General features: G+C 63.7%; 20 protein-coding genes and 1 tRNA gene. 2 read left to right on the top strand and 19 right to left on the bottom strand.

Annotated elements, in window-relative coordinates; translation table 11 throughout:
* Window positions 1–2: 2 nt before the first annotated feature.
* From ACREC7_RS05085 to ACREC7_RS05070, 4 genes are all read right to left on the bottom strand, one after another.
* Complete coding sequence (locus ACREC7_RS05085; protein WP_431554610.1) at window positions 3–839, bottom strand: hypothetical protein; 837 nt, start codon at window positions 837–839, stop codon at window positions 3–5.
* A 200-nt stretch (window positions 840–1,039) separates the two neighbouring features.
* Window positions 1,040–1,471, bottom strand: coding sequence for a PqqD family protein (locus tag ACREC7_RS05080; RefSeq protein ID WP_431554609.1), 432 nt, complete (start codon window positions 1,469–1,471; stop codon window positions 1,040–1,042).
* Window positions 1,472–1,474: 3 nt separating this feature from the next.
* A complete protein-coding gene (locus ACREC7_RS05075) occupies window positions 1,475–2,608 on the bottom strand; it encodes a glycosyltransferase family 4 protein (protein WP_431554608.1) in 1,134 nt (377 codons plus the stop codon).
* Window positions 2,609–2,874: 266 nt separating this feature from the next.
* Window positions 2,875–2,952 (bottom strand) — tRNA-Pro (locus ACREC7_RS05070).
* 280 nt (window positions 2,953–3,232) lie between these two features.
* Here ACREC7_RS05070 and ACREC7_RS05065 point away from each other — a divergent pair.
* Window positions 3,233–4,441 (top strand): caspase family protein, encoded by a 1,209-nt coding sequence (locus ACREC7_RS05065; protein ID WP_431554607.1) that lies wholly within the window; start codon window positions 3,233–3,235, stop codon window positions 4,439–4,441.
* 29 nt (window positions 4,442–4,470) lie between these two features.
* Here the strand turns inward: ACREC7_RS05065 and ACREC7_RS05060 are convergent, their stop codons facing one another.
* The 6 genes from ACREC7_RS05060 to ACREC7_RS05035 all read right to left on the bottom strand — a co-directional run bounded on the left by ACREC7_RS05060 (window position 4,471) and on the right by ACREC7_RS05035 (window position 8,741).
* Window positions 4,471–4,932, bottom strand: a complete 462-nt coding sequence (locus ACREC7_RS05060; protein WP_431554606.1) for a MerR family transcriptional regulator — start codon at window positions 4,930–4,932, stop codon at window positions 4,471–4,473.
* A 51-nt stretch (window positions 4,933–4,983) separates the two neighbouring features.
* Window positions 4,984–5,301, bottom strand: coding sequence for an integration host factor subunit alpha (locus tag ACREC7_RS05055; protein WP_431554605.1), 318 nt, complete (start codon window positions 5,299–5,301; stop codon window positions 4,984–4,986).
* A gap of 147 nt (window positions 5,302–5,448) precedes the next feature.
* Window positions 5,449–6,426, bottom strand: a complete 978-nt coding sequence (locus ACREC7_RS05050) for a beta-ketoacyl-ACP synthase III (protein ID WP_431554604.1) — start codon at window positions 6,424–6,426, stop codon at window positions 5,449–5,451.
* A 20-nt stretch (window positions 6,427–6,446) separates the two neighbouring features.
* On the bottom strand, window positions 6,447–7,490 hold the full coding sequence (gene plsX / locus ACREC7_RS05045; protein WP_431554603.1) for a phosphate acyltransferase PlsX: 1,044 nt from the start codon (window positions 7,488–7,490) through the stop codon (window positions 6,447–6,449).
* 142 nt (window positions 7,491–7,632) lie between these two features.
* Window positions 7,633–8,199, bottom strand: coding sequence for a YceD family protein (locus ACREC7_RS05040; protein WP_431554602.1), 567 nt, complete (start codon window positions 8,197–8,199; stop codon window positions 7,633–7,635).
* Entirely contained in the window at window positions 8,196–8,741 is a 546-nt protein-coding gene (locus tag ACREC7_RS05035) for a ubiquinol-cytochrome C chaperone family protein (protein WP_431554601.1), read from the bottom strand. Before ACREC7_RS05035 ends, ACREC7_RS05040 begins: the two co-directional genes overlap by 4 nt.
* Before the next feature lie 18 nt (window positions 8,742–8,759).
* On the opposite strand from ACREC7_RS05035, the gene ACREC7_RS05030 reads away from it, so the two are divergent.
* Window positions 8,760–9,335, top strand: coding sequence for an outer membrane protein assembly factor BamE (locus ACREC7_RS05030; protein ID WP_431554600.1), 576 nt, complete (start codon window positions 8,760–8,762; stop codon window positions 9,333–9,335).
* Between the two features lie 18 nt (window positions 9,336–9,353).
* Here the strand turns inward: ACREC7_RS05030 and ACREC7_RS05025 are convergent, their stop codons facing one another.
* From ACREC7_RS05025 to glyA, 9 genes are all read right to left on the bottom strand, one after another.
* Complete coding sequence (locus ACREC7_RS05025) at window positions 9,354–11,471, bottom strand: sodium-translocating pyrophosphatase (protein ID WP_431554599.1); 2,118 nt, start codon at window positions 11,469–11,471, stop codon at window positions 9,354–9,356.
* Between the two features lie 219 nt (window positions 11,472–11,690).
* A complete protein-coding gene (gene thiL / locus ACREC7_RS05020) occupies window positions 11,691–12,704 on the bottom strand; it encodes a thiamine-phosphate kinase (RefSeq protein ID WP_431554598.1) in 1,014 nt (337 codons plus the stop codon).
* Window positions 12,697–13,200: a transcription antitermination factor NusB gene (nusB, locus tag ACREC7_RS05015; protein WP_431554597.1), complete on the bottom strand. Its 504-nt coding sequence runs from the start codon at window positions 13,198–13,200 to the stop codon at window positions 12,697–12,699. Before nusB ends, thiL begins: the two co-directional genes overlap by 8 nt.
* Window positions 13,200–13,670 carry a 6,7-dimethyl-8-ribityllumazine synthase gene (ribH, locus tag ACREC7_RS05010; RefSeq protein ID WP_431554596.1) on the bottom strand — a complete coding sequence of 157 codons (471 nt, stop codon included), beginning with the start codon at window positions 13,668–13,670 and terminating at the stop codon, window positions 13,200–13,202. The genes nusB and ribH overlap by 1 nt, the downstream gene beginning before the upstream one ends.
* On the bottom strand, window positions 13,667–14,713 hold the full coding sequence (gene ribB / locus ACREC7_RS05005) for a 3,4-dihydroxy-2-butanone-4-phosphate synthase (protein WP_431554630.1): 1,047 nt from the start codon (window positions 14,711–14,713) through the stop codon (window positions 13,667–13,669). Before ribB ends, ribH begins: the two co-directional genes overlap by 4 nt.
* An 84-nt stretch (window positions 14,714–14,797) precedes the next feature.
* Window positions 14,798–15,427, bottom strand: a complete 630-nt coding sequence (locus tag ACREC7_RS05000; RefSeq protein ID WP_431554595.1) for a riboflavin synthase — start codon at window positions 15,425–15,427, stop codon at window positions 14,798–14,800.
* On the bottom strand, window positions 15,400–16,533 hold the full coding sequence (ribD, locus tag ACREC7_RS04995; RefSeq protein ID WP_431554594.1) for a bifunctional diaminohydroxyphosphoribosylaminopyrimidine deaminase/5-amino-6-(5-phosphoribosylamino)uracil reductase RibD: 1,134 nt from the start codon (window positions 16,531–16,533) through the stop codon (window positions 15,400–15,402). Before ribD ends, ACREC7_RS05000 begins: the two co-directional genes overlap by 28 nt.
* Before the next feature lie 21 nt (window positions 16,534–16,554).
* Complete coding sequence (nrdR, locus tag ACREC7_RS04990) at window positions 16,555–17,040, bottom strand: transcriptional regulator NrdR (protein ID WP_431554593.1); 486 nt, start codon at window positions 17,038–17,040, stop codon at window positions 16,555–16,557.
* Window positions 17,041–17,077: 37 nt separating this feature from the next.
* Window positions 17,078–18,385 (bottom strand): serine hydroxymethyltransferase, encoded by a 1,308-nt coding sequence (gene glyA / locus ACREC7_RS04985; RefSeq protein ID WP_431554592.1) that lies wholly within the window; start codon window positions 18,383–18,385, stop codon window positions 17,078–17,080.
* Between the last annotated feature and the right edge of the window lie 214 nt (window positions 18,386–18,599).

Here is an 18,599-nt window from a genome sequence, read left to right as displayed (position 1 = left end):
TGCTAGACCGTCTCCAGCAGCCGGGCGATTGCATCTGGCACGGCATCAAGGTCGGTACCGAGTTCGAGATGAAAAACTGGAACGCTCCGCACGAGCTGCATGATAAGCCGTGGCGTAGCGGATGTTCCGCCCAGCAATCCCAAAATCGTGCTTGGCAAGATTGCTCGGATGGCCTCGGCATGCGTTCCGGGAAGGGTCCTCGTCCCGCGCTCGGTGCCAAACCGCGGCAAGAGGATGGCCGCGAGTTCAGCGGAGTGCACCAACGTCAGGTCATTATCTTCGAAGAACATGATTCCCTTCTTGTCGGGAAGTTCATGCGGATTCACGATCAGCGGTTCGAGAGCGGGCAGAAAGTCAAGCGTCGGGCGCCAGATCTTTGCCGTCCTATAGACCATGTGGATCGTGGCTTTACCGGGCTCGACTGCACAGTAGTCGTCGCCAATGTAGCCGAGGCCGGCCAGCGCGCTGGCAAGAACAGTCGTGGTCTTACCGGCTCCGCCCTGGCCTGCGAGCAAGGCGGCTTTGCCCCCCAGGGCGACGGCCGCGCCGTGGACCAGCTGCATCTCATGTAGATTGCACTGCCAAGACAGGACGGTGCGAAAGGGAATCGCCGTGACCCAGGTGGAAAGCGCTGCGATGCTGGGAAACCAAGTGTACGAGACATCGTCGGCAAAGTTGTAAACGCTGAGAGAGTTCGTACCGGTGTCGAACGCGCACCGTATCCGATGATCGGAGAAACCGCCGATAAGTCCGAATTGCGTTTGGTCGGCCGGTCCCCACGGCGGATTTGGCGGGAGCTCATCTTCACCGGTCCCGTCCCAAACCAATAGCTGATGCAACGAGGTGGAAGGGCCCCGATCGCCTCGTCCCGGCGCCGTTCTCGGAAAAGCGCGACCGAGCCAACGACCTCTGTCTTCGCTAGGCCCGACGAGCTGAAAGCGCAGGTCGCCGATACTGAAAACTTCGCAGCGCGATCCGACCTTGGCCAAAACGTAAGACGCCCGTCGCGCTACAGCCGCGGCGAACGCTTCGGTCTCGATTATGCTTTGTGCGGCGTGGCTACCGGCCATCCAGCTTCGCCGACGTCGTGAACAGGATCGAACCGGAGCAGGTCCCACATATCCAGATATTCATCGAAATGGGGTGCCGTCCAATCGCCCCGATCGACTGCCGGCAAGGACAGCGCCGTCTCGGTCGCGGACGGCATATCGTGGGTCAGCACGATACCGGCCTTTACCAGGGATGCGACACAGGCTTCGATGTCGCGCGACACCGCGCTCTCGTCATATTTGTAGGTCGAGGCCAGAAGCTTCGTCGCTTCCTCGGTCGAAGCGCCTTGGCAGATCAAGGTCCAGAGATCGGAGGCGGTGCCCGAGCCGGAATAATAGGCGGCGCTGGCCAAGTTTATGATGATGACCTCGTCGTTTAGCCGCTCGTGGGAAATGTTCTGCGTATCGACCAAAAATCGCATTCGCTAGAACCCGAAGTTTGCGGGATTGCCCTCGCGGCACGCGCGGTAAAGCATCATATAGCGCCCCACACACTCGTCCAGGCTGAATTTCTTCTGAGCCAGGCGTCTGGCGTTGTGGCCAAATCTTCGACGCAGATCGCCGTCACCCAAGAGCTGCATGACGGCAGAGGCGAGCGCGCCCACGTCGTCGGGTGGCACGAGCAGGCCGGTCACCCCATTTTCAACTGCTTCGGGCAGGCCCCCCCTGTCGGTCGCGACGCAAGGAATTCCCGCATGCGCAGCTTCGAGAGCAACAAGCGGCAGTCCTTCCAGCATGCGTGAGGGTATCAGGACCAACGAACTCTGGCCGATCTCGTCGCGGGTCTTGGCATGGCTTTGCATGTCTCGGAAATGAACGTGGTCTGCAACGCCGCAGGTTGCGGCAGTCTGCTCAAGATCACGACGAGCCTGTCCTCCTCCGACGATGGTCAGATCGGCTTCAATGCCGCGGGCGCGCAGACTTGCGAGCGCCGCAATGGCAATGTCAAAGCCCTTGTCGTGATGAAGGCGCCCGACGCAGACCAAGCGATGGAAGGGCGGCGTATCTTCCTGCGCGCCGGCCGGAGCGTGAGCCGGCTCGATGCCGTTCAAAATCACGGTCGAAAAGCCAGTCCGGGGCGCGAAGCGGATGGTTGATTCCAGGACCGCACAAGACACCGCTGTTACCGCGTCGGCTTCAAGAAGAAGTTCGCGCACGACGCTAGGAGTTCGATCCGGCTCCAAAGGATTATGCTGCGTTACAATGAGCGGCGGCCGGGTCGACAGCTTCTTCAGGAGGCGGTTTATGAACCAGGCGCCGGTTTGCGTGGCCGCGTGGACGTGAAGAAGATCGGCGGCCTCTATCTCAAAGATGTGACTTAGCCGATGCATCGATCGAAGCAGGCCCGACGACTCTCGAGCTTCAATCGCACGTGAGAAGTGTAGCCGATGGACCGGAATGCCGTTGATGACCTCGCGCTCGGGGAGGTCTCCGGGACGGTCGGTCACGACTACGGTCTCTATTGACCGTTCTCGGAACTGCTGGGAGAGCGTGTCGACGAGAATCTCGATGCCACCGACAATCGGCAAGTATTGTGGGGCGAACGCGAGCACCTTCATCGGACCTGCGCCTTCGGAAGCCTCAGGATCACAACGATGGTTTCATGACCGACTGTACGGGGCAAGATCCGCCGCGAACTTCAGGAGTTACGGAGTCGAATGTCGGCTAGTGGCGCTTCAGCGAGATTGACGGGGCGTGTTTCAATGTCCGATCGAGACCCCCTCTCCGGACATCAGCATGTGGCCCGCTCATGTCTGCCGCATGACTCGACGCAGGCATCGGCAAGTCCGCCACGCCTCGGGAGAAAGCAATTGTTTGGGAGAAATGGTCGGAGCGGGGAGATTTGAACTCCCGACCCCCGGTCCCCCAGACCGGTGCGCTAACCGAGCTGCGCTACGCTCCGACGCTGGAAATCAACCAGTTTGGCGAAGACGGGGCAAGCACAAATCAGGAATTGCCGCCCGTTTGCCGCCGGCGCCGCGATGCGCGTCTGCCGTTCTGGGATGTCGAGGGCCATCAGAGCATGAATGGCCCGACCGAGTGACGATCAGGAATTCAGCAAGCCGATTGCGCGAGCCCTCTGATAGGCTGCCTTCCAGATTGCCCGATCGGCAGCCGCTCAAGTTGCGCTAGCTTTATTCGTGCGACTAGGATCGACCAAGCTTCTTGTTATGGAGACGGTAATGTCCACAACGGTGATGCGGCAACTGGCACTTTTCCTCTTGGCTGGCTTTGGCGTCATCCTGACATCATTCACCACTGAAGCCAGAATCTGTCTGGTAACCGGGAATGCAGCCATCTTGGTAGCGAACCAAAACTATAAGGACGGGATTTCCGATCTCCAAAATCCTAAGAGGGATGTTGAAGCGGTCGCGAGCGCCTTTAAGAAGCTCGGATGGGCTCGACAAATCGAATTTGATCTTACTCGCGATCAGTTGCTCAAACTCCCGATCAGTGTTTGTGAACCGGATGTGCTCCTATTTTACTACGCGGGAGAAGGCGTGACGGTCGACGGAGTTCCGTATATTGCGCCAACTGACATCGATGCCTCATCGATGAAGATGGCAAAGAAGCGGCTGGTACCCATAACCGCGATTGCACAACAGCTCTCTCGGGTCGCCAATCAGATCATTTTAGTCATCGACGGCACGGCCCTTGACCAAGGGGTGGTGCCCGCTATCGACCGATCACTTGCGGCCCTTCCGAAGGTAAAGTTTGCGTTGTTCTCCGCGGGACCCGGGCAGAATGTGCTCGATCAGATAGCCGGTGAACAGGAGGACATGAGTCCATTCGCCCATGCGTTTGCTGAGGCCGTCGAAAGCAAATGGCCCGATTTGGATGCTGTCATGCTTGAGGTGCGCGACAAGGTTAGTAAGGTCACGAACGGAGCAGAGACGCCGGATTGGTATAGGGCCATCGGAGCAAGCGAGTTGGTTCAAAAGCTGAGCGCAGGTCCACTCGAGGCTGCCGAGCAACCGGCGGTAAGTCCGATTGACAGTCCCACGGAGCCAATGAGTCCGTCGCCTCAGGAGCGCGCGAGCCTCCAAGGCAATACCGGCCGCATCGTCCCGCCGGCGGACTCGGTGGCCCTTGCCGCTTTCAATGCGCTAGACGTCAATTGCGCGCGCTGTCACCAGATCGGAAGACTGACAAGGTCCTCACCTTATGGAGAATTTGGCGACGTTCTGCGTCTTGATGAGATAGCGCGCGATCCGCATTTGATTTCGCCTGGGGATCCGCTGGCCTCGCTGCTCTTTCAGCGCATCCTCTCTGGGGAAGAGCCTCTCGACTGTTCCGTGGATTTCGATTGCGATCACATGCCCACCAAGGAGGAGGTTGCGGCCATTCATGACTGGATCAAATCACTTCCCGCCAGCGAGACCCCCCGCTAGTCCTTCCCGCGCGGCGGAAGGCCTCTGGATCAGCCTTTGGCGCCGACCAGGATCCGGTAGCAATCCTCGAGCTCTTTGAGCACCGAGCCGAGACCTCCAGCGTCAACCTCCTGGGGCTGCTCGGCAAGGCCAGGCGGCTTGCGGAAGCCCCGGTTGTGGGCGGCTTCGGCGGCCACGTCGGGAATTTCACGCTCGACGGTCGGCTTCTTCTCCTCCTCGACATGAGGCCGCTGGTCCATGACGAAACGCGGCCCCTGCTCGCGCAGGATCTTCTGCACGCCCCTGATGGTGTAACCGTCGTCGTAAAGAAGGAATCGAATGCCGCGAAGCAGAGCCACATCCTCGGGCCGGTAATAGCGGCGTCCACCGCCACGCTTCATCGGCTTGAGCTGGGCGAATTTCGCTTCCCAGAAGCGAAGCACGTGCTTCGGGACTTTCAGCTCATCGGCAACTTCACTAATGGTACGAAAGGCCTCGGGTGATTTGTCCACCGCTCAAACTCCCCGCCTTAACTCGCAAGCAGCCTCTAAATATCGTCGCGCCTATTCGGCCGCCTTTCTCCGGGACAGCGCGTCATTGATACGCTGTTTCATGATATTGCTCGCCCGGAACACGAGAACACGCCGAGGCGTAATAGGAACTTCCTGGCCCGTCTTTGGGTTGCGTCCGATCCGCTGCCCCTTGTCACGAATGCCGAAGGAGCCGAATGAGGACAGCTTGACGGTCTTCCCGCGCTCGAGGCTCGACACGATCTCGCGCAGCACAAGCTCCACGATCTCGGCGGACTCGTTCCGAGGCAACCCAACCTTCTGAAACACCGCCTCGGCGAGGTCGGCTCGGGTCAATGTCTTCCCGCTCATCGTAAGACTGCTCCCCCAGGGTCGCGGGACAAACCAAGATGCTAAACGAGCATTCGCAACGCGGTCAATCGCTACAGCAATCAAATTCCTGATATTGCATCATTTTCGAGGGAGGTGTGGCCTCCGCGCGGCAGTTTTCCGCTGAATTCACCAGCGGACCAAGACCGCCCCCCAGGTAAATCCGCCTCCCATGGCCTCCATCAGCACGAGATCGCCCTTTTTGATGCGCCCGTCGCGGCAGGCGGCATCAAGCGCCAGGGGGATGGAGGCGGCGCTCGTATTGGCGTGCTTGTCCACGGTGATGACGATCCGCTCAGGGTCAAGCCCGAGTTTGCGTGCCGCCCCGTCCAGGATGCGCTTATTCGCCTGATGGGGCACGAACCAATCGATGTCCGAGGCCGCGTAGCCGGCCTTCTTGAGGGTCGCGTCGATCACTTCGCTGATTTTGGTGACGGCGTGGCGGAAGACCTCGGGCCCATCCATGCGGACATAGCCGACGGTGCCGGTGGAAGACGGCCCCCCGTCGACGTAAAGCTTGTCGCGATAGCGGCCGTCCGAGCGCAGGCAGGACGCGAGCACCCCCCGGTCGGTGGTCGAGCCGTTCTGCATCTCGGCTTCCACCACGATCGCGCCGGCGCCGTCGCCGAACAGGACGCAAGTGCCGCGGTCGTCCCAGTCGAGAATGCGGGAAAAGGCTTCGGAGCCGATCACCAGTGCCCGGCGGAACTCGCCGCTCTTCAGGTAGTTATCGGCGGTGGTGAGGGCAAAGACGAAGCCCGAGCAGACGGCCTGCACATCGAAGGCGGCCCCATGGGTGATGCCGAGATCGGCCTGGATGGTGACGGCGGTCGCTGGGAAGGTCTGATCCGGGGTGGAGGTGGCAAGAACGATCAGGTCGATGTCCTGAGGGTCCATGCCGGCGTCATCGAGAGCCGCGCGCGCTGCCGCCGTCCCCATGGTGGAGGTGAGTTCGCCCTTGGCCGCGATGCGCCGCTCCTTGATCCCGGTGCGCGTAGCGATCCACTCGTCGGTGGTGTCGACCACCTTGGCGAGGTCCTCATTGGTCAACACCCGCTTGGGCAGGTATCCACCGCATCCCTTGACGACGGTCCGCAACACGCTCACCGGCAGCTACTCCCGAGGCCTCACGCCGCACCATCAAGCTCAAGCTCGGCATGGAAGCGGGCAACGTCGGTGCCCAGCCGCCTCACCACACCGCTCGACGCCATGTCATAGGCCGTATCGACGGCGGAGGCGAAGCCGGTGGCGTCGGTGCCGCCATGGCTCTTCACCACAATGCCGTTCAGGCCGAGGAAAATGCCGCCGTTCAACTGGCGAGGGTCCATCTTCTCCTTCAGCGCGCGAAAGGCGCCCTGCGCCAAAACGGCGCCGAGCCGCGCGAGAAGCGACCGCCTCATGGCAGCACGAAAATATTCGCCGATCTGCTTAGCGGTTCCCTCCGCGGTCTTCAAGGCGATGTTGCCGGTAAAGCCATCGGTCACCACCACGTCGGCGGCGCCATGGCCGATCTCGTCGGCTTCGACAAAGCCGCGGAATTCGATGGGGAGCGGCGTGTCTTTCAGCGCGGCATAGGCGGCCTTGATCTCGTCAAGCCCCTTGACCTCCTCAACGCCGATGTTGAGGAGGCCGACGGACGGCCGCTCCATGCCGAACAGGGCCCTGGCCATGGCCGCGCCCATCAGCGCGAACTCCACGAGCTGGCGGGCATCGGCGCCGACATTGGCGCCGACATCGAGCACGATGCATTCGCTCTCGACCGTGGGCCACTGGACGGCGATCGCCGGGCGGTCGACGCCAGGAATCGTCTTCAAGCAGAACTTGGCCATGGCCATCAGCGCGCCGGTGTTGCCGGCTGACACCGCGGCGTCGGCGCGCCCTTCGCGCACCGCCTCGAGGCTGAGCCACATGCTCGAATGCCTGCGCCCTTTGCGCAGCGCCTGGCTCGGCTTGGCATCCATGGCGACGGCCACGTCGGTGTGCAGAATTTCCGCCTTGGCGGCGAGCGCCTGGTGATGGTTGAGCTCAGCCTCGATGCGGCGCGCGTCGCCGACGAGCAGGAAGCGCGTGTCAGGGTGACGGACAAGAGAGATCGACGCGCCCGCGACGATCACGCTTGGTCCATGGTCGCCGCCCATGGCGTCGAGCGCTATGGTGACTGGAGCAGCCATACGACGGTGCCGTGCCGAAAGGAAAGATGTTGCCGATCCGAGCCCAAGCGGCCGGATGAGCCCCCTGAAGTGGACCCGAACATACTCAAAAGGAACCGAGTGACAACCTGAATTTGACGAGGCGAAATGCCGCCAATTGCCGCTATTTCAGTCGCTTGAGGGCGGCAAAGGGGCTCTCGGCCTGCTCAGGCAGGGCGTCGCCGCCGGCCTCGGACCACTCAAGGCTAGCGCCTTCGCGCTTCGGGTAGGGATCGAGCGCGGTCGCAAGCGTCTCGTAGATCACGGGGCCAAGGTCGATCTTGCCGCCCTCGATCGGCTCGGGCCAATCGAGCATGCCGTGGCTTGCCGCCTCGTCGGGGCTGGAGGCGAGGTCGTCGATCATGGGAGCGGGCCAGAATTCGGCCTCAACCGGGACATCGAGCGCGCTCTCAACCGGTTCGAGCGAGACGACGCAGGTCTGGGTCACGGCCGCTGAGAGGTTGCCGCGCAAGGCAAGGCGACCCTGCCCGCGCCGGTGCAGGCTAAAGGCGAAGCTCAGGCGGTCGAGCGCGGCGAGATCGAGAAGTGCTGCGATCGTCTCCCGTTCTTCCCGATAGACCTCGATCGTCCACCCTTCTCCCTCTTTCAGCTCATCGACGCGGAGCGTCCTTGAAAGTGGCGGAGGGACGATCTCCGGCCCCAGTTCCACGGCCTTCGGCATCTTCCTCATGGTCTCACGCTTGCTTCTGCAAAATCGGGGCCGCCCGCCCGCAAAGACGCAATGTCCTGGCGGGCGAGCGCTTCGATTGAAGCCAATAGATAGGATGCGAGGCGCCCGCTGCTAAGCTCCTCGCTTTCCGTCTCGCCGGGCAGGGAAGCGGCGATGGCGCGCGCGAGGGACGCTTCGCCCGCTGCAAGGGCGGTCTCGTAGTCCTGAAAGAGGCCCTTGCTTGCAGCCGCAACGCGCCGCATCGCCTTGGGCACGCGCAGGTCGCTGACCCCAAGCTCGCGGAGTACGGTCTCCATATCTTGGCTGAAGCGGTCCACGAGCTTTTGGGCGAGCGTCCTCCCCGTTTCGCCTTCATCCTTCAGGCGGTGCAGGACGGCAAAAAGGTGCAGGGCAAGCAGGGTGAAACGCCCCTGAAGCGTGTCCGGAATGCCAAAACTCCGATAGAAAACAGGGAGCCGCGCCTGCGCCACAATCGCGCCATAGAGTTTTTCGGTGGTGCTCGCCTCGGAGCGCCAGCGCATCAGGCGGTCGAGAGGGGTCAAGTCAGGGGGCACTTCTCAGTGTGTTGGCGCTGTCTTGCCGCTTGCGTTTGCACGGGGTTCATCGAGGGTCAGGTCGCGGTGCATAAGGACGAGCCGATCAGCATATGGTCGAAACGGCCTCTCGGTGCCTGCCTTGTGGCAGCCCTTCTTGCCGCCGCGCTCGCCGGCTGCGGCGCCCAGATCGACCGGCATGGCCACGTGTTCATGGACGTCGACCTCGCCCAGGTTCAGCCCGGCATGTCGAAGGACCAAGTGATGACCACGCTTGGCTCCCCCGACACCACGAGCACGGTCGGCGGCGAGGCCTACTACTATATCTCCACCACGCAGAAATCCTATGCGTTCCTCAAGCCCTGGGAAATCGACCGCAAAGTCGTCGCCGTCTACTTCAATCGGCAAGCCACGGTGGACAACGTCGCCCAATACGGGCTCAGGGACGGTATCGTGATCAGATACGCCAAGGACGAGACGCCGGCGCGCGGCAAGGACTTGAACGTGCTCGAGCAGATCTTCGGCAACATCTCGCAACGCAAGATGTTCAAGAATCAAAGCCAGGGCGGCGTACCGGGAAGCATCCCAGGCGGAGGCCCCTAAGCCTCGCAACGCTTGCTCTCAGTGCGCCAGCACCGCGAGCAGCAACAGCGCCACGATGTTGGTGATCTTGATCATCGGGTTGACGGCGGGACCGGCGGTGTCCTTGTAGGGATCGCCGACGGTATCGCCGGTCACCGCGGCCTTGTGCGCCTCAGAGCCCTTGCCGCCATAATGGCCGTCCTCGATGTACTTCTTGGCGTTGTCCCAAGCGCCGCCGCCGGCAGTCATGGAGATGGCGACGAACAGGCCGGTGACGATCACGCCGAGCAGCATGGCGCCGAGCGCCGAGAAGGCAGCGCTCTTGCCGGCGATGGCGTTGACCACGAAGTAGAACACGATCGGCGAGAGCACCGGCAGCATCGACGGCACGATCATCTCCTTGATGGCGGCGCGGGTCAGGAGATCGACCGCGCGCTTATAGTCCGGCCGCTCGGTGCCTTTCATGATACCGGGCTTCTCCTTGAACTGCCGGCGCACCTCCTCGACAATCGAGCTCGCCGCGCGTCCCACTGCCGTCATGGCGATGCCGCCGAACAGATAGGGCAGCAGTCCGCCGAGGAAGAGCCCCACCACAACATACGGATTTGACAGGGTAAAAGTGGGATCGACGCCCTGGAAATAGGGGAACTTGTCGGGGTTGGCGGCGAAAAATTTGAGGTCTTCGGTATAGGCCGCAAACAGCACGAGCGCGCCCAAGCCAGCCGAGCCGATGGCATAGCCCTTGGTCACCGCCTTGGTGGTGTTGCCGACGGCATCGAGCGCGTCGGTGGTCTTGCGGATCTCTTTCGGCATGCCGGACATCTCGGCGATACCGCCGGCATTGTCGGTGACCGGGCCGAAGGCATCGAGCGCCACGATCATGCCGGCGAGCGCGAGCATGGTGGTGACGGCGATGGCGATGCCGAACAGCCCAGCAAGACTATAGGTGATGATGATGCCGGCCATGATCACGAGCGCCGGAAGCGCGGTCGCTTCCATCGACACGGCGAGGCCTTGGATGACGTTGGTGCCGTGACCGGTGACCGAGGCCTTGGCGATGGACTGCACCGGACGATAGTTGGTGCCGGTGTAATATTCGGTGATAACCACGATCAGCGCCGTGATGGTCAAGCCGACCGCCCCGCAGAGAAACAGCGACCAGCCGGTGAAGGTGAGATCGCGAACGGTCATCACCGTGTCGAGGCCGACGAGCCAAGACGTGAGCGGCCAGAGCAGGATGAGGGAAAGAACGCCGGTCGCGAGCACGCCCTTATAAAGCGCGCCCATGATCGACTGGCTCTTGCCGAGCCGCACGAAATAGGTGCCGACGATCGAGGTGATGACGCAGAGCGCGCCGATGGCGAGCGGGTAGACCATCATCGGCATGACGCGGTCGCCGCCGGCGAAATAGATCGAGGCGAGCACCATGGTGGCGACCACGGTCACCACATAAGTCTCGAACAAATCGGCGGCCATGCCGGCGCAGTCGCCGACATTGTCGCCGACGTTGTCGGCAATGGTCGCAGGGTTGCGCGGATCGTCCTCGGGGATGCCGGCTTCGACCTTGCCGACCAGGTCGCCGCCGACATCGGCGCCCTTGGTGAAGATGCCGCCGCCGAGACGGGCGAAGATGGAAATCAGCGAGGCGCCGAAGCCGAGCGACACCAGCGCGTCGACCACTTCGCGCGAACCGGGCTTGAGCTGCATGAAATGGGTGAGGATCAGGAAATAGACCGAGACACCGAGCAGCGCCAGGCCCGCGACCAACAGGCCGGTGATAGCGCCGGCGCGAAAGGCGATGCTCAGTCCGTCGGCGAGGCTCTTGGTGGCGGCCTGCGCGGTCCGCACATTGGCGCGCACCGAGACGTTCATGCCGATATAGCCGGCGGCGCCGGAGAGCACGGCGCCGATGGCAAAGCCGATTGCCTGAGGCAGCCCGAGCAGATAGGCGAGCACAAGGAAGATGACCACGCCGACAATGGCGATCGTCGTGTATTGGCGGGCGAGATAGGCCGCAGCACCTTCCTGGATCGCTGCGGCGATTTCCTGCATGCGCGCGGAGCCCGCGTCTGAGGCGAGCACGGCACGCGTAGTGACGACGCCGTAAACGATGGAGAGAACGCCGCACGCGATGATCAGATAAAGCACTATGGTCATAACGGAATTGTCCCCGGTCGTTTGGTTGAAATGGCAGGAAGTGGGGGAAAGGCGTGCGGCACCAGTAAGGTCACGCTGCCCATCTCGCCCCCGGGCGTGGACTCGGGCCGGAAAATGCCAGGGTTGGGGCGGCGACGCAACCTATGCCTAAGTCCTTGGCAATAAGGGAATAGACGTGGGTGGCCGGCAAAAACCCAGCCGTGGCGGCTGTTTCATGGATTACGCGAAATGCTCAAAGCCGGCGCGGGGGAGCTTGATCTCGCGGCCCTCCCCATCCACGACCGTGACCCCGCTGCCGGCGCCGATCTCACCGATGGCGGTGATCGAGACGCCGTGGTCGTTGGCTTCCTTCTCGAAGCCGCTTGCATGCGAGGCTTCCATGGCGGCAACAATCTCATAATCGTCGCCGGCCGCGATCAGCTCGGCGAGAAGCTCAGGCGTTTTGGCAACCGCTTTGCCGGCGGCGGGCGAGAGCGGCACGCGAGCGGCTTCGATGGTGGCGCTCACGCCGGAGGCCTGGCAGAGCTTGGCCGTATCGCCGACGAGCCCGTCGGAGACGTCGATTGCCGCACGGGCGCATTGCCGCAGAGGCAAGGCAAGCGCCGTCCGCGCCGAGGGGCAGCGGTAGCGATCGACCAGGAAAGCCCCCTCATCTCGCGAAAGACCCCATTCCGCCTCAAGCGATGGCGCCCGCAACAGTCTCAGCCCGAGGGCTGCATCGCCGATGGTGCCGCTGACATAGAGACGGTCGCCGCTCATTGCGCCCCGGCGCAACACTGCCTCGCCCTGCGGCAGCACGCCAATCGCGGTCACCGTGACCGTGAGCGGCCCGAGCGTGGCGCACGTGTCGCCGCCAACGAGGTCGATGCCGGAACTCTCTTGTGCGGCCTGGAGGCCCATGACGAAGGCCTCAAGCCAGGCTTGCGCCGGAAGGCCGGGCAAGGCCACGCTCAAGAGGTAGACATGCGGCCGCGCGCCCTTGGCGGCGAGATCGGAGAGGCTCGTGGCGAGCGCCTTGTAGCCGACGGTGTCGGGAGGATCGTTGGGGAGGAAGTGCACGCCGGCAATGATGGTGTCGCAGGTGGCGACCAGTTCCTGCCCCTCGGGGATCGACAGCACCGCAGCGTCGTCGAGCAGGCCGAGGGCCGCAGGGTTGGTGGCGAGGGGCGCGAAATAGCGGGCGATGATGTCGAACTCGCCCTCGGCGCCGTGCCTGCCGTCCTCGTCAGCCACCGCCGGTGCCTTGGCGCGCGAATTCGTCAGGCCGCTCCTCGTGGCCGAGCTTGTCGAGAATGCCGTTGACCACCTTCGGCTCTTCGCCCTCGAAGAAGGCGTGGGCGAGATCGACATATTCGGTGATGACGACGCGCGACGGCACGTCCTTGCGCATCAGCATCTCGTAGGCGCCGGCGCGCAGGATGGCGCGCAGGATGGAATCGACGCGGTTGAGCCGCCAGCCTTCGGCGAGGTGACGATCGACGAGCGGGTCGATGCGGCGTTGCTCGTGCACCACGCCCTCGACGATGTCGCGGAAGAATTGCGCCTCGGCGTGCGGATATTGGCAGCCTTCGACCTCTTGGCCGAGCCGGTGCGCCTCGAACTCGGCGATGACACGATTGAGGTCGATGGCGGTCATGTCCATCTGGTAGAGCGCCTGCACGGCGGCGAGCCGCGCCGCGGTCCGCGCCTGAGCGTTTCGCGGCGGTTTTTTCTGGGCCTCTCCGCTCATCAGCGCCGGCTCGCCGATGAGAAATTTTGCTCGATCTGCATCAGCGCGAGACAGGCGCGGGCGGCGTCGCCGCCCTTGTTGCGCCCGGTGATGCTCGCTCTGGCCAGGGCCTGCGCGCGGCTGTCGCAGGTGAGGATGCCGTTGCCGAGCGGCACGGCATGCTCGACCGCGAGCGCATGCAATCCTGCGGCGGATTCTCGCGCCACGATGTCGTAATGGGCGGTCTCGCCGCGGATGACGCAGCCGAGCGCGACGCAGCCGCGATGGCGCCCGGCACGGCCGACGAAGCCGGTGGCAAGCGCGAGGCTGAGCGCAAGTGGGATCTCAAGCGACCCCGGCACGGCGATCCGCTCATATTCGATGCGGCGGCCTTCAAGCTCCTCCACCGCGCCGCGGGCGAGCTCATCGGCGATGTCCTCGTAAAATCGGGACTCGATGATCAGCACCGAGCGCGGAGATTTGCGGCTCATGACGCAAGGCTCCGATGGCCGACGACCTTGAGCCCGTAGCCCTCGAGGCCGACGATCTTGCGCCCCGGGGAATTGCTCAACAGCACCATCTCGCGCACGCCGAGATCGAGCAGGATCTGGGCGCCGATGCCATATTCGATGAGCCGCTGCTGGCCGCTCTGCTCGGGCTTGTCTTCGCGCACGAGGCGGGAGGAAATCGCGTCAGGCCTGCTTTCGCGGATCAGCACGATCACGCCGCGGCCCTCGCGGCCGATAATATCCATCGCCTTGTGCACCAGGGTCTCGCGATGGCCGCCGGCGCCCAAGATATCGTCGAGCGTGTTGGTGGCATGCACGCGGGCCAGCACTGGCCCGCCATTTCGCACATCGCCTTTCACCAGCGCCACGTGCTCGGCGGGATCGACGGTGGTGGCATAGACCTTGAGGTCGAAGCGCCCGCCATGGGCGCTGTCGATGGTGGTCTCGGCCACGACCTTGACCAGATGATCGTAACGCAGCCGGTAGGCGATCAGGTCGGCGATGGTGGCGATCTTGATGCCGTGACGCTGGGCGAAGGCAATGAGGTCGGGCAGCCGCGCCATGGTGCCGTCATCGTTCATGATCTCGCAGATCACGCCGGCGGGATAGAGGCCGGCGAGCCGCGCGATGTCCACGGCAGCCTCGGTGTGGCCGGCGCGCACGAGCACGCCGCCATCCTTGGCCACCAGCGGAAAAACGTGGCCCGGCGTCACGATGTCCCGGAAGTCCTTGGTGGGGTCTATGGCGACGGAAATGGTGTGGGCGCGGTCGTGGGCGGAAATGCCGGTGCTGACGCCCTCGCGCGCCTCGATCGATACGGTGAAGGCGGTGGAGTGGCGCGAGCGGTTGGAGCGCGACATCAGCTCAAGATGCAGCTGCTTGGCACGATCGGCGTTGAGCGAGAGGCAGACAAGCCCGCGGCCATGCTTGGTCATGAAGTTGATGGCGTCGGGCGTTGCCATCTGAGCCGGAATGACGAGGTCGCCTTCGTTCTCGCGCTCCTCGGCATCGACGAGAATGAACATGCGCCCGTTGCGGGCGTCCTCGATCACCTCCTCGATGGGGGAGAGCGCCGGGTGATAGCGCGTGTGGCTCACAATATTCACTGGTTACCGATCCTGTTCCGACATGGCGCGGCTTGCCGCCAAGCGGCCTGCCGCGATGCGCTCGACGTAGCGCGCGAGCAAATCCACCTCAAGGTTTATCAGATCGCCGGGCTTGCGGTCTCCCCACGTGGTGTGGGCCAAGGTGTAGGGGATAATGTTCACGCCGAAGCGCGTGCCGTCTACCTCGTTTACCGTTAGCGACACGCCGTTGAGCGCCACCGAGCCTTTGGCCGCGATAAACGGGGCGAATTCGGCGGGAGCGTCGAACACGAACCTGACGCTGTCATCATCCTCAGTCATTTCCTTCACGCGGGCCACTCCGTCGATGTGACCGGTCATCAGATGGCCGCCAAGCTCAGAGCCGAAGGAGAGCGAGCGCTCGAGATTGATGCGGGTCCCTTGTTTCCAACTGCCGAGCGTGGTGCGGGCGGCGGTTTCATTGCTGACATCGACCTCGAACATGGCGCCTCCGTCGGCGCCTTCCTTGATGCGGGTCACGGTAAGGCAGCAGCCGTCGCAGGCGATCGACGCGCCCAAAGCTACGCTGGCAGGGTCGTAGTGGCTGGCGATCTTGAGCTTGGTGCGGTCGCGGGCGGCAACCGTGCCTATGTCGCTGACAATGCCGGTGAACATCTCTTATGTCTCTGCCACCAGGTCATGCGGTCTGGCCCGAAGGTCCGTTCCTGGGTCAGCGTGAAATGACCGCTCTCAGTGAGCCGATCAAGCCCTTCGCTGACAAAGGGTAACAGCCCTTCGCTGCCGGCAGGCGATGAACCTTGGTAAATGACGGCCTCATCGACAAGGCCGCCGTCGAGGAAGACGTGCGCGACCGAGGGGCCGCCTTCGACGAGGAGGCGGGTGATGCCGCGCCTGGCAAGCTGGTCCAGGGCCTCCCTGATGGCTGGAAGACCGTGGGCATCGATCTCCACCGGAATGACTTCGGCGCCAAGCTCTTGCAGCGCGGCGGCATTGGGCTCCATCTCGTCGCGCGCGCAGATGAACCACACCGGCACCATCTCGTCCTCGAACAGGCGGGCGTCGGTCGGCGTGCGCAGGCGGCGGTCGAGGATCACCCGCACCGGGGAGCGGCATTCCATGCCTGGGAGCCGGCAGGTGAGGCTCGGATTGTCGGCGACCACAGTGCCGCGGCCAACCAAAATGGCGTCGGTGCGGGCGCGCAAGAGATGGGCGTGGGCGCGGGCGAGATCTGCGGTGATCCAGGTCGGCGCGCCTCCCTCGCCGCGCGGCACGAGGCCGTCGCTGCCGACGGCAAGCTTCAAGGTGACCGCTGGGCGCCCTTCGGTGATCCTAAGCACGTGGCCGAGCGTCACCTCGTAGGCCTCATCGTGGAGCACGCCTTCCGTCACCTCGATGCCTGCAGCCCGGATGCGCGCGATCCCGTCGCCGGCAGTGCGCGGATCTGGGTCGCCCATGGCGACCACGACACGGGCCGGGGCAGCGGCGGCAATGGCGTCGGCGCAGGCCGCTCCCCTGCCCTCATGGGCGCAAGGCTCGAGCGTGACGTAGAGGGTTGCGTCGGCAGCGGAGCGCCCGGCGCGGTCCAAGGCGACCGCCTCGGCATGGGGGCGTCCGCCCGGCGCCGTGACCCCGCGGCCGACGATCTCGCCGGAGGCGCCAACCACCACGCAGCCGACCGATGGGTTCGGCCAGGTGGTGCCAAGACCGCGCCTGGCAAGCGCGAGCGCCTGCGCCATATGGGACTCGTCGTTGTCGCTCATGTGCCGTTGAATGTTGCGCCGCTAATCGTCGGCGGAAGCAGTTTCTTCGGCGGTCTCCTCGCCGGCAAGCTCGCCGAGCAAGGCCTCGAAGTCCTTGGCCTCGCGGAAGTTCTTGTACACCGAGGCAAAGCGCACATAGGCGACATCGTCGAGCGCTTTCAAGGCCTCCATCACCAGCCGGCCGATGGTCTGCGACTGAATGTCGTTCTCGCCCATATTCTCCAGGCGCCGCACGATGCCGCTCACCATGCGCTCGACCCGCTCAGGATCAACGGGGCGCTTGCGCAAGGCGATCTGCACCGAGCGCATCAGCTTGTCGCGGTCGAAGGGCATGCGCCGGCCGCTCCGCTTGACCACGGTCAGCTCGCGGAGCTGCACCCGCTCGAAGGTGGTGAAGCGGCCGCCGCAATCGGCGCACACGCGGCGGCGCCTGATGGTGGTGTGATCCTCGCTAGGCCGCGAGTCCTTCACCTGCGTGTTGGTGCTGCCGCAATAGGGGCACCGCATGGGCAACCGCCCTTCTTTGTTCCACCCTCACGACTCTTTACCGGTAGATGGGGAAGCGCTCGCAAAGCTCGACGGCGTGCTTCTTCACGCCTGCCTCCACCGCGGCATTGCCCTCGTCGCCATTGGCAACAAGCCCGTCGAGCACTTCGATGATCATGTTGCCGACCGACTGGAACTCGGCGATGCCGAAGCCGCGCGTGGTGCCGGCGGGCGAGCCCAAGCGGATGCCAGAGGTTACCGCAGGCTTCTCCGGATCGAACGGCACGCCGTTCTTGTTGCAGGTGATGTTGGCGCGGCCGAGCGCCACTTCGGCAGCCTTGCCGGTGAGCTTCTTGGGCCTGAGATCGACCAACATCAGATGGGTGTCGGTGCCGCCGGAGACCAGCGACACGCCGCCTTTCACCAGGGTCTCGCCGAGAGCCTTGGCGTTGTCGATGACGGATTGGATGTAAAGCTTGTAGCCGGGCGACAACGCCTCTTTGAAGGCGACGGCCTTGGCGGCGATGATGTGCATCAAGGGGCCGCCCTGGAGGCCGGGGAACACCGCGGAGTTGATCTTCTTGCCGATCTCCTCGTCGTTCGACAGCACCATGCCGGCGCGCGGACCGCGCAACGTCTTGTGCGTCGTGGTGGTGACCACATGGGCGTGCGGCAGCGGGCTCGGATGGAGCCCGGCGGCGACCAGCCCAGCGAAATGCGCCATGTCGACCATGAGATAGGCGCCGACACTGTCGGCGATGGCGCGGAAGAGCGGGAAGTCGATGATGCGCGGATAGGCCGAGCCGCCGGCGATGATCAGCGCAGGCTTGTGCTCCTTGGCCAGACGCTCGACCTCGTCATAGTCGATGCGGTTGTCGTCCTGGCGCACGCCATATTGCACGGCTTTGAACCATTTGCCTGAAAGATTCGGCGGGGCGCCATGGGTGAGATGCCCGCCATGCGCAAGCGACATGCCGAGCACGGTGTCGCCGGGCTTGATCAGCGCCAGCATCACCGACTGGTTCGCTTGCGAGCCCGAATGGGGCTGCACATTGGCGAAGGCGCAGTTGAACAGCCGCTTGGCGCGGTCGATGGCGAGCTGCTCGACCACGTCGACACATTGGCAGCCGCCGTAATAACGCTTGCCCGGATAGCCTTCGGCATATTTGTTGGTGAGGAGCGTGCCGGCGGCGTCGAGCACGGCCTGCGAGACGATGTTCTCAGAGGCGATCAGCTCGATCTCGTTCTGCTGGCGGTGCAGCTCGTTCTCGACCGCGCCCCACACTTCGGGGTCGGCATCCTGCAAATGCCTGGTGAAGAAACCGGAATCGCGCGCCTCGGCACGCCTTGCGTCACTTGCCGCCATTGCCATCACTCCTCGGAACTGAAAGCGCTTTCCACCCTGCCGGTGGAAATTTCCCCGCGGATGTGCGACGCCCAAGGCGAGGCTCCACGGCATTTGGTTGCCCTTACCACATGTCGGCAGGCGGCGCTAGCGACACCCAAGAAATGGTCCGACACACGCCTCTCGGCCCGCCGCGCGGCGGTCCGAGCAATGACGGCGACCGCCGCTATTGGGC

It is taken from the genome of Methyloceanibacter sp. (assembly GCF_050728395.1).
Taxonomy (GTDB): Bacteria; Pseudomonadota; Alphaproteobacteria; order Rhizobiales; family Methyloligellaceae; genus Methyloceanibacter.
The sequence above is the reverse complement of the archived record's forward strand: the minus strand, read 5'-3'. Positions and strand labels throughout refer to the sequence as shown.

Bases quoted from the DNA above. Each gene is read 5' to 3' on its own strand.
- ACREC7_RS05080 (WP_431554609.1), bottom strand. From the start codon at position 1,471: ATGCGATTTTTGGTCGATACGCAGAACATTTCCCACGAGCGGCTAAAC.
- ACREC7_RS05065 (WP_431554607.1), top strand. From the start codon at position 3,233: ATGTCCACAACGGTGATGCGGCAACTGGCACTTTTCCTCTTGGCTGGC.
- plsX (WP_431554603.1), bottom strand. From the start codon at position 7,490: ATGGCTGCTCCAGTCACCATAGCGCTCGACGCCATGGGCGGCGACCAT.
- ACREC7_RS05055 (WP_431554605.1), bottom strand. From the start codon at position 5,301: ATGAGCGGGAAGACATTGACCCGAGCCGACCTCGCCGAGGCGGTGTTT.
- ACREC7_RS05000 (WP_431554595.1), bottom strand. From the start codon at position 15,427: ATGTTCACCGGCATTGTCAGCGACATAGGCACGGTTGCCGCCCGCGAC.
- ribH (WP_431554596.1), bottom strand. From the start codon at position 13,670: ATGAGCCGCAAATCTCCGCGCTCGGTGCTGATCATCGAGTCCCGATTT.
- ribD (WP_431554594.1), bottom strand. From the start codon at position 16,533: ATGAGCGACAACGACGAGTCCCATATGGCGCAGGCGCTCGCGCTTGCC.
- glyA (WP_431554592.1), bottom strand. From the start codon at position 18,385: ATGGCGGCAAGTGACGCAAGGCGTGCCGAGGCGCGCGATTCCGGTTTC.
- nusB (WP_431554597.1), bottom strand. From the start codon at position 13,200: ATGAGCGGAGAGGCCCAGAAAAAACCGCCGCGAAACGCTCAGGCGCGG.
- ribB (WP_431554630.1), bottom strand. From the start codon at position 14,713: ATGTTCATTCTCGTCGATGCCGAGGAGCGCGAGAACGAAGGCGACCTC.
- ACREC7_RS05075 (WP_431554608.1), bottom strand. From the start codon at position 2,608: ATGAAGGTGCTCGCGTTCGCCCCACAATACTTGCCGATTGTCGGTGGC.
- ACREC7_RS05025 (WP_431554599.1), bottom strand. From the start codon at position 11,471: ATGACCATAGTGCTTTATCTGATCATCGCGTGCGGCGTTCTCTCCATC.
- ACREC7_RS05040 (WP_431554602.1), bottom strand. From the start codon at position 8,199: ATGAGGAAGATGCCGAAGGCCGTGGAACTGGGGCCGGAGATCGTCCCT.
- nrdR (WP_431554593.1), bottom strand. From the start codon at position 17,040: ATGCGGTGCCCCTATTGCGGCAGCACCAACACGCAGGTGAAGGACTCG.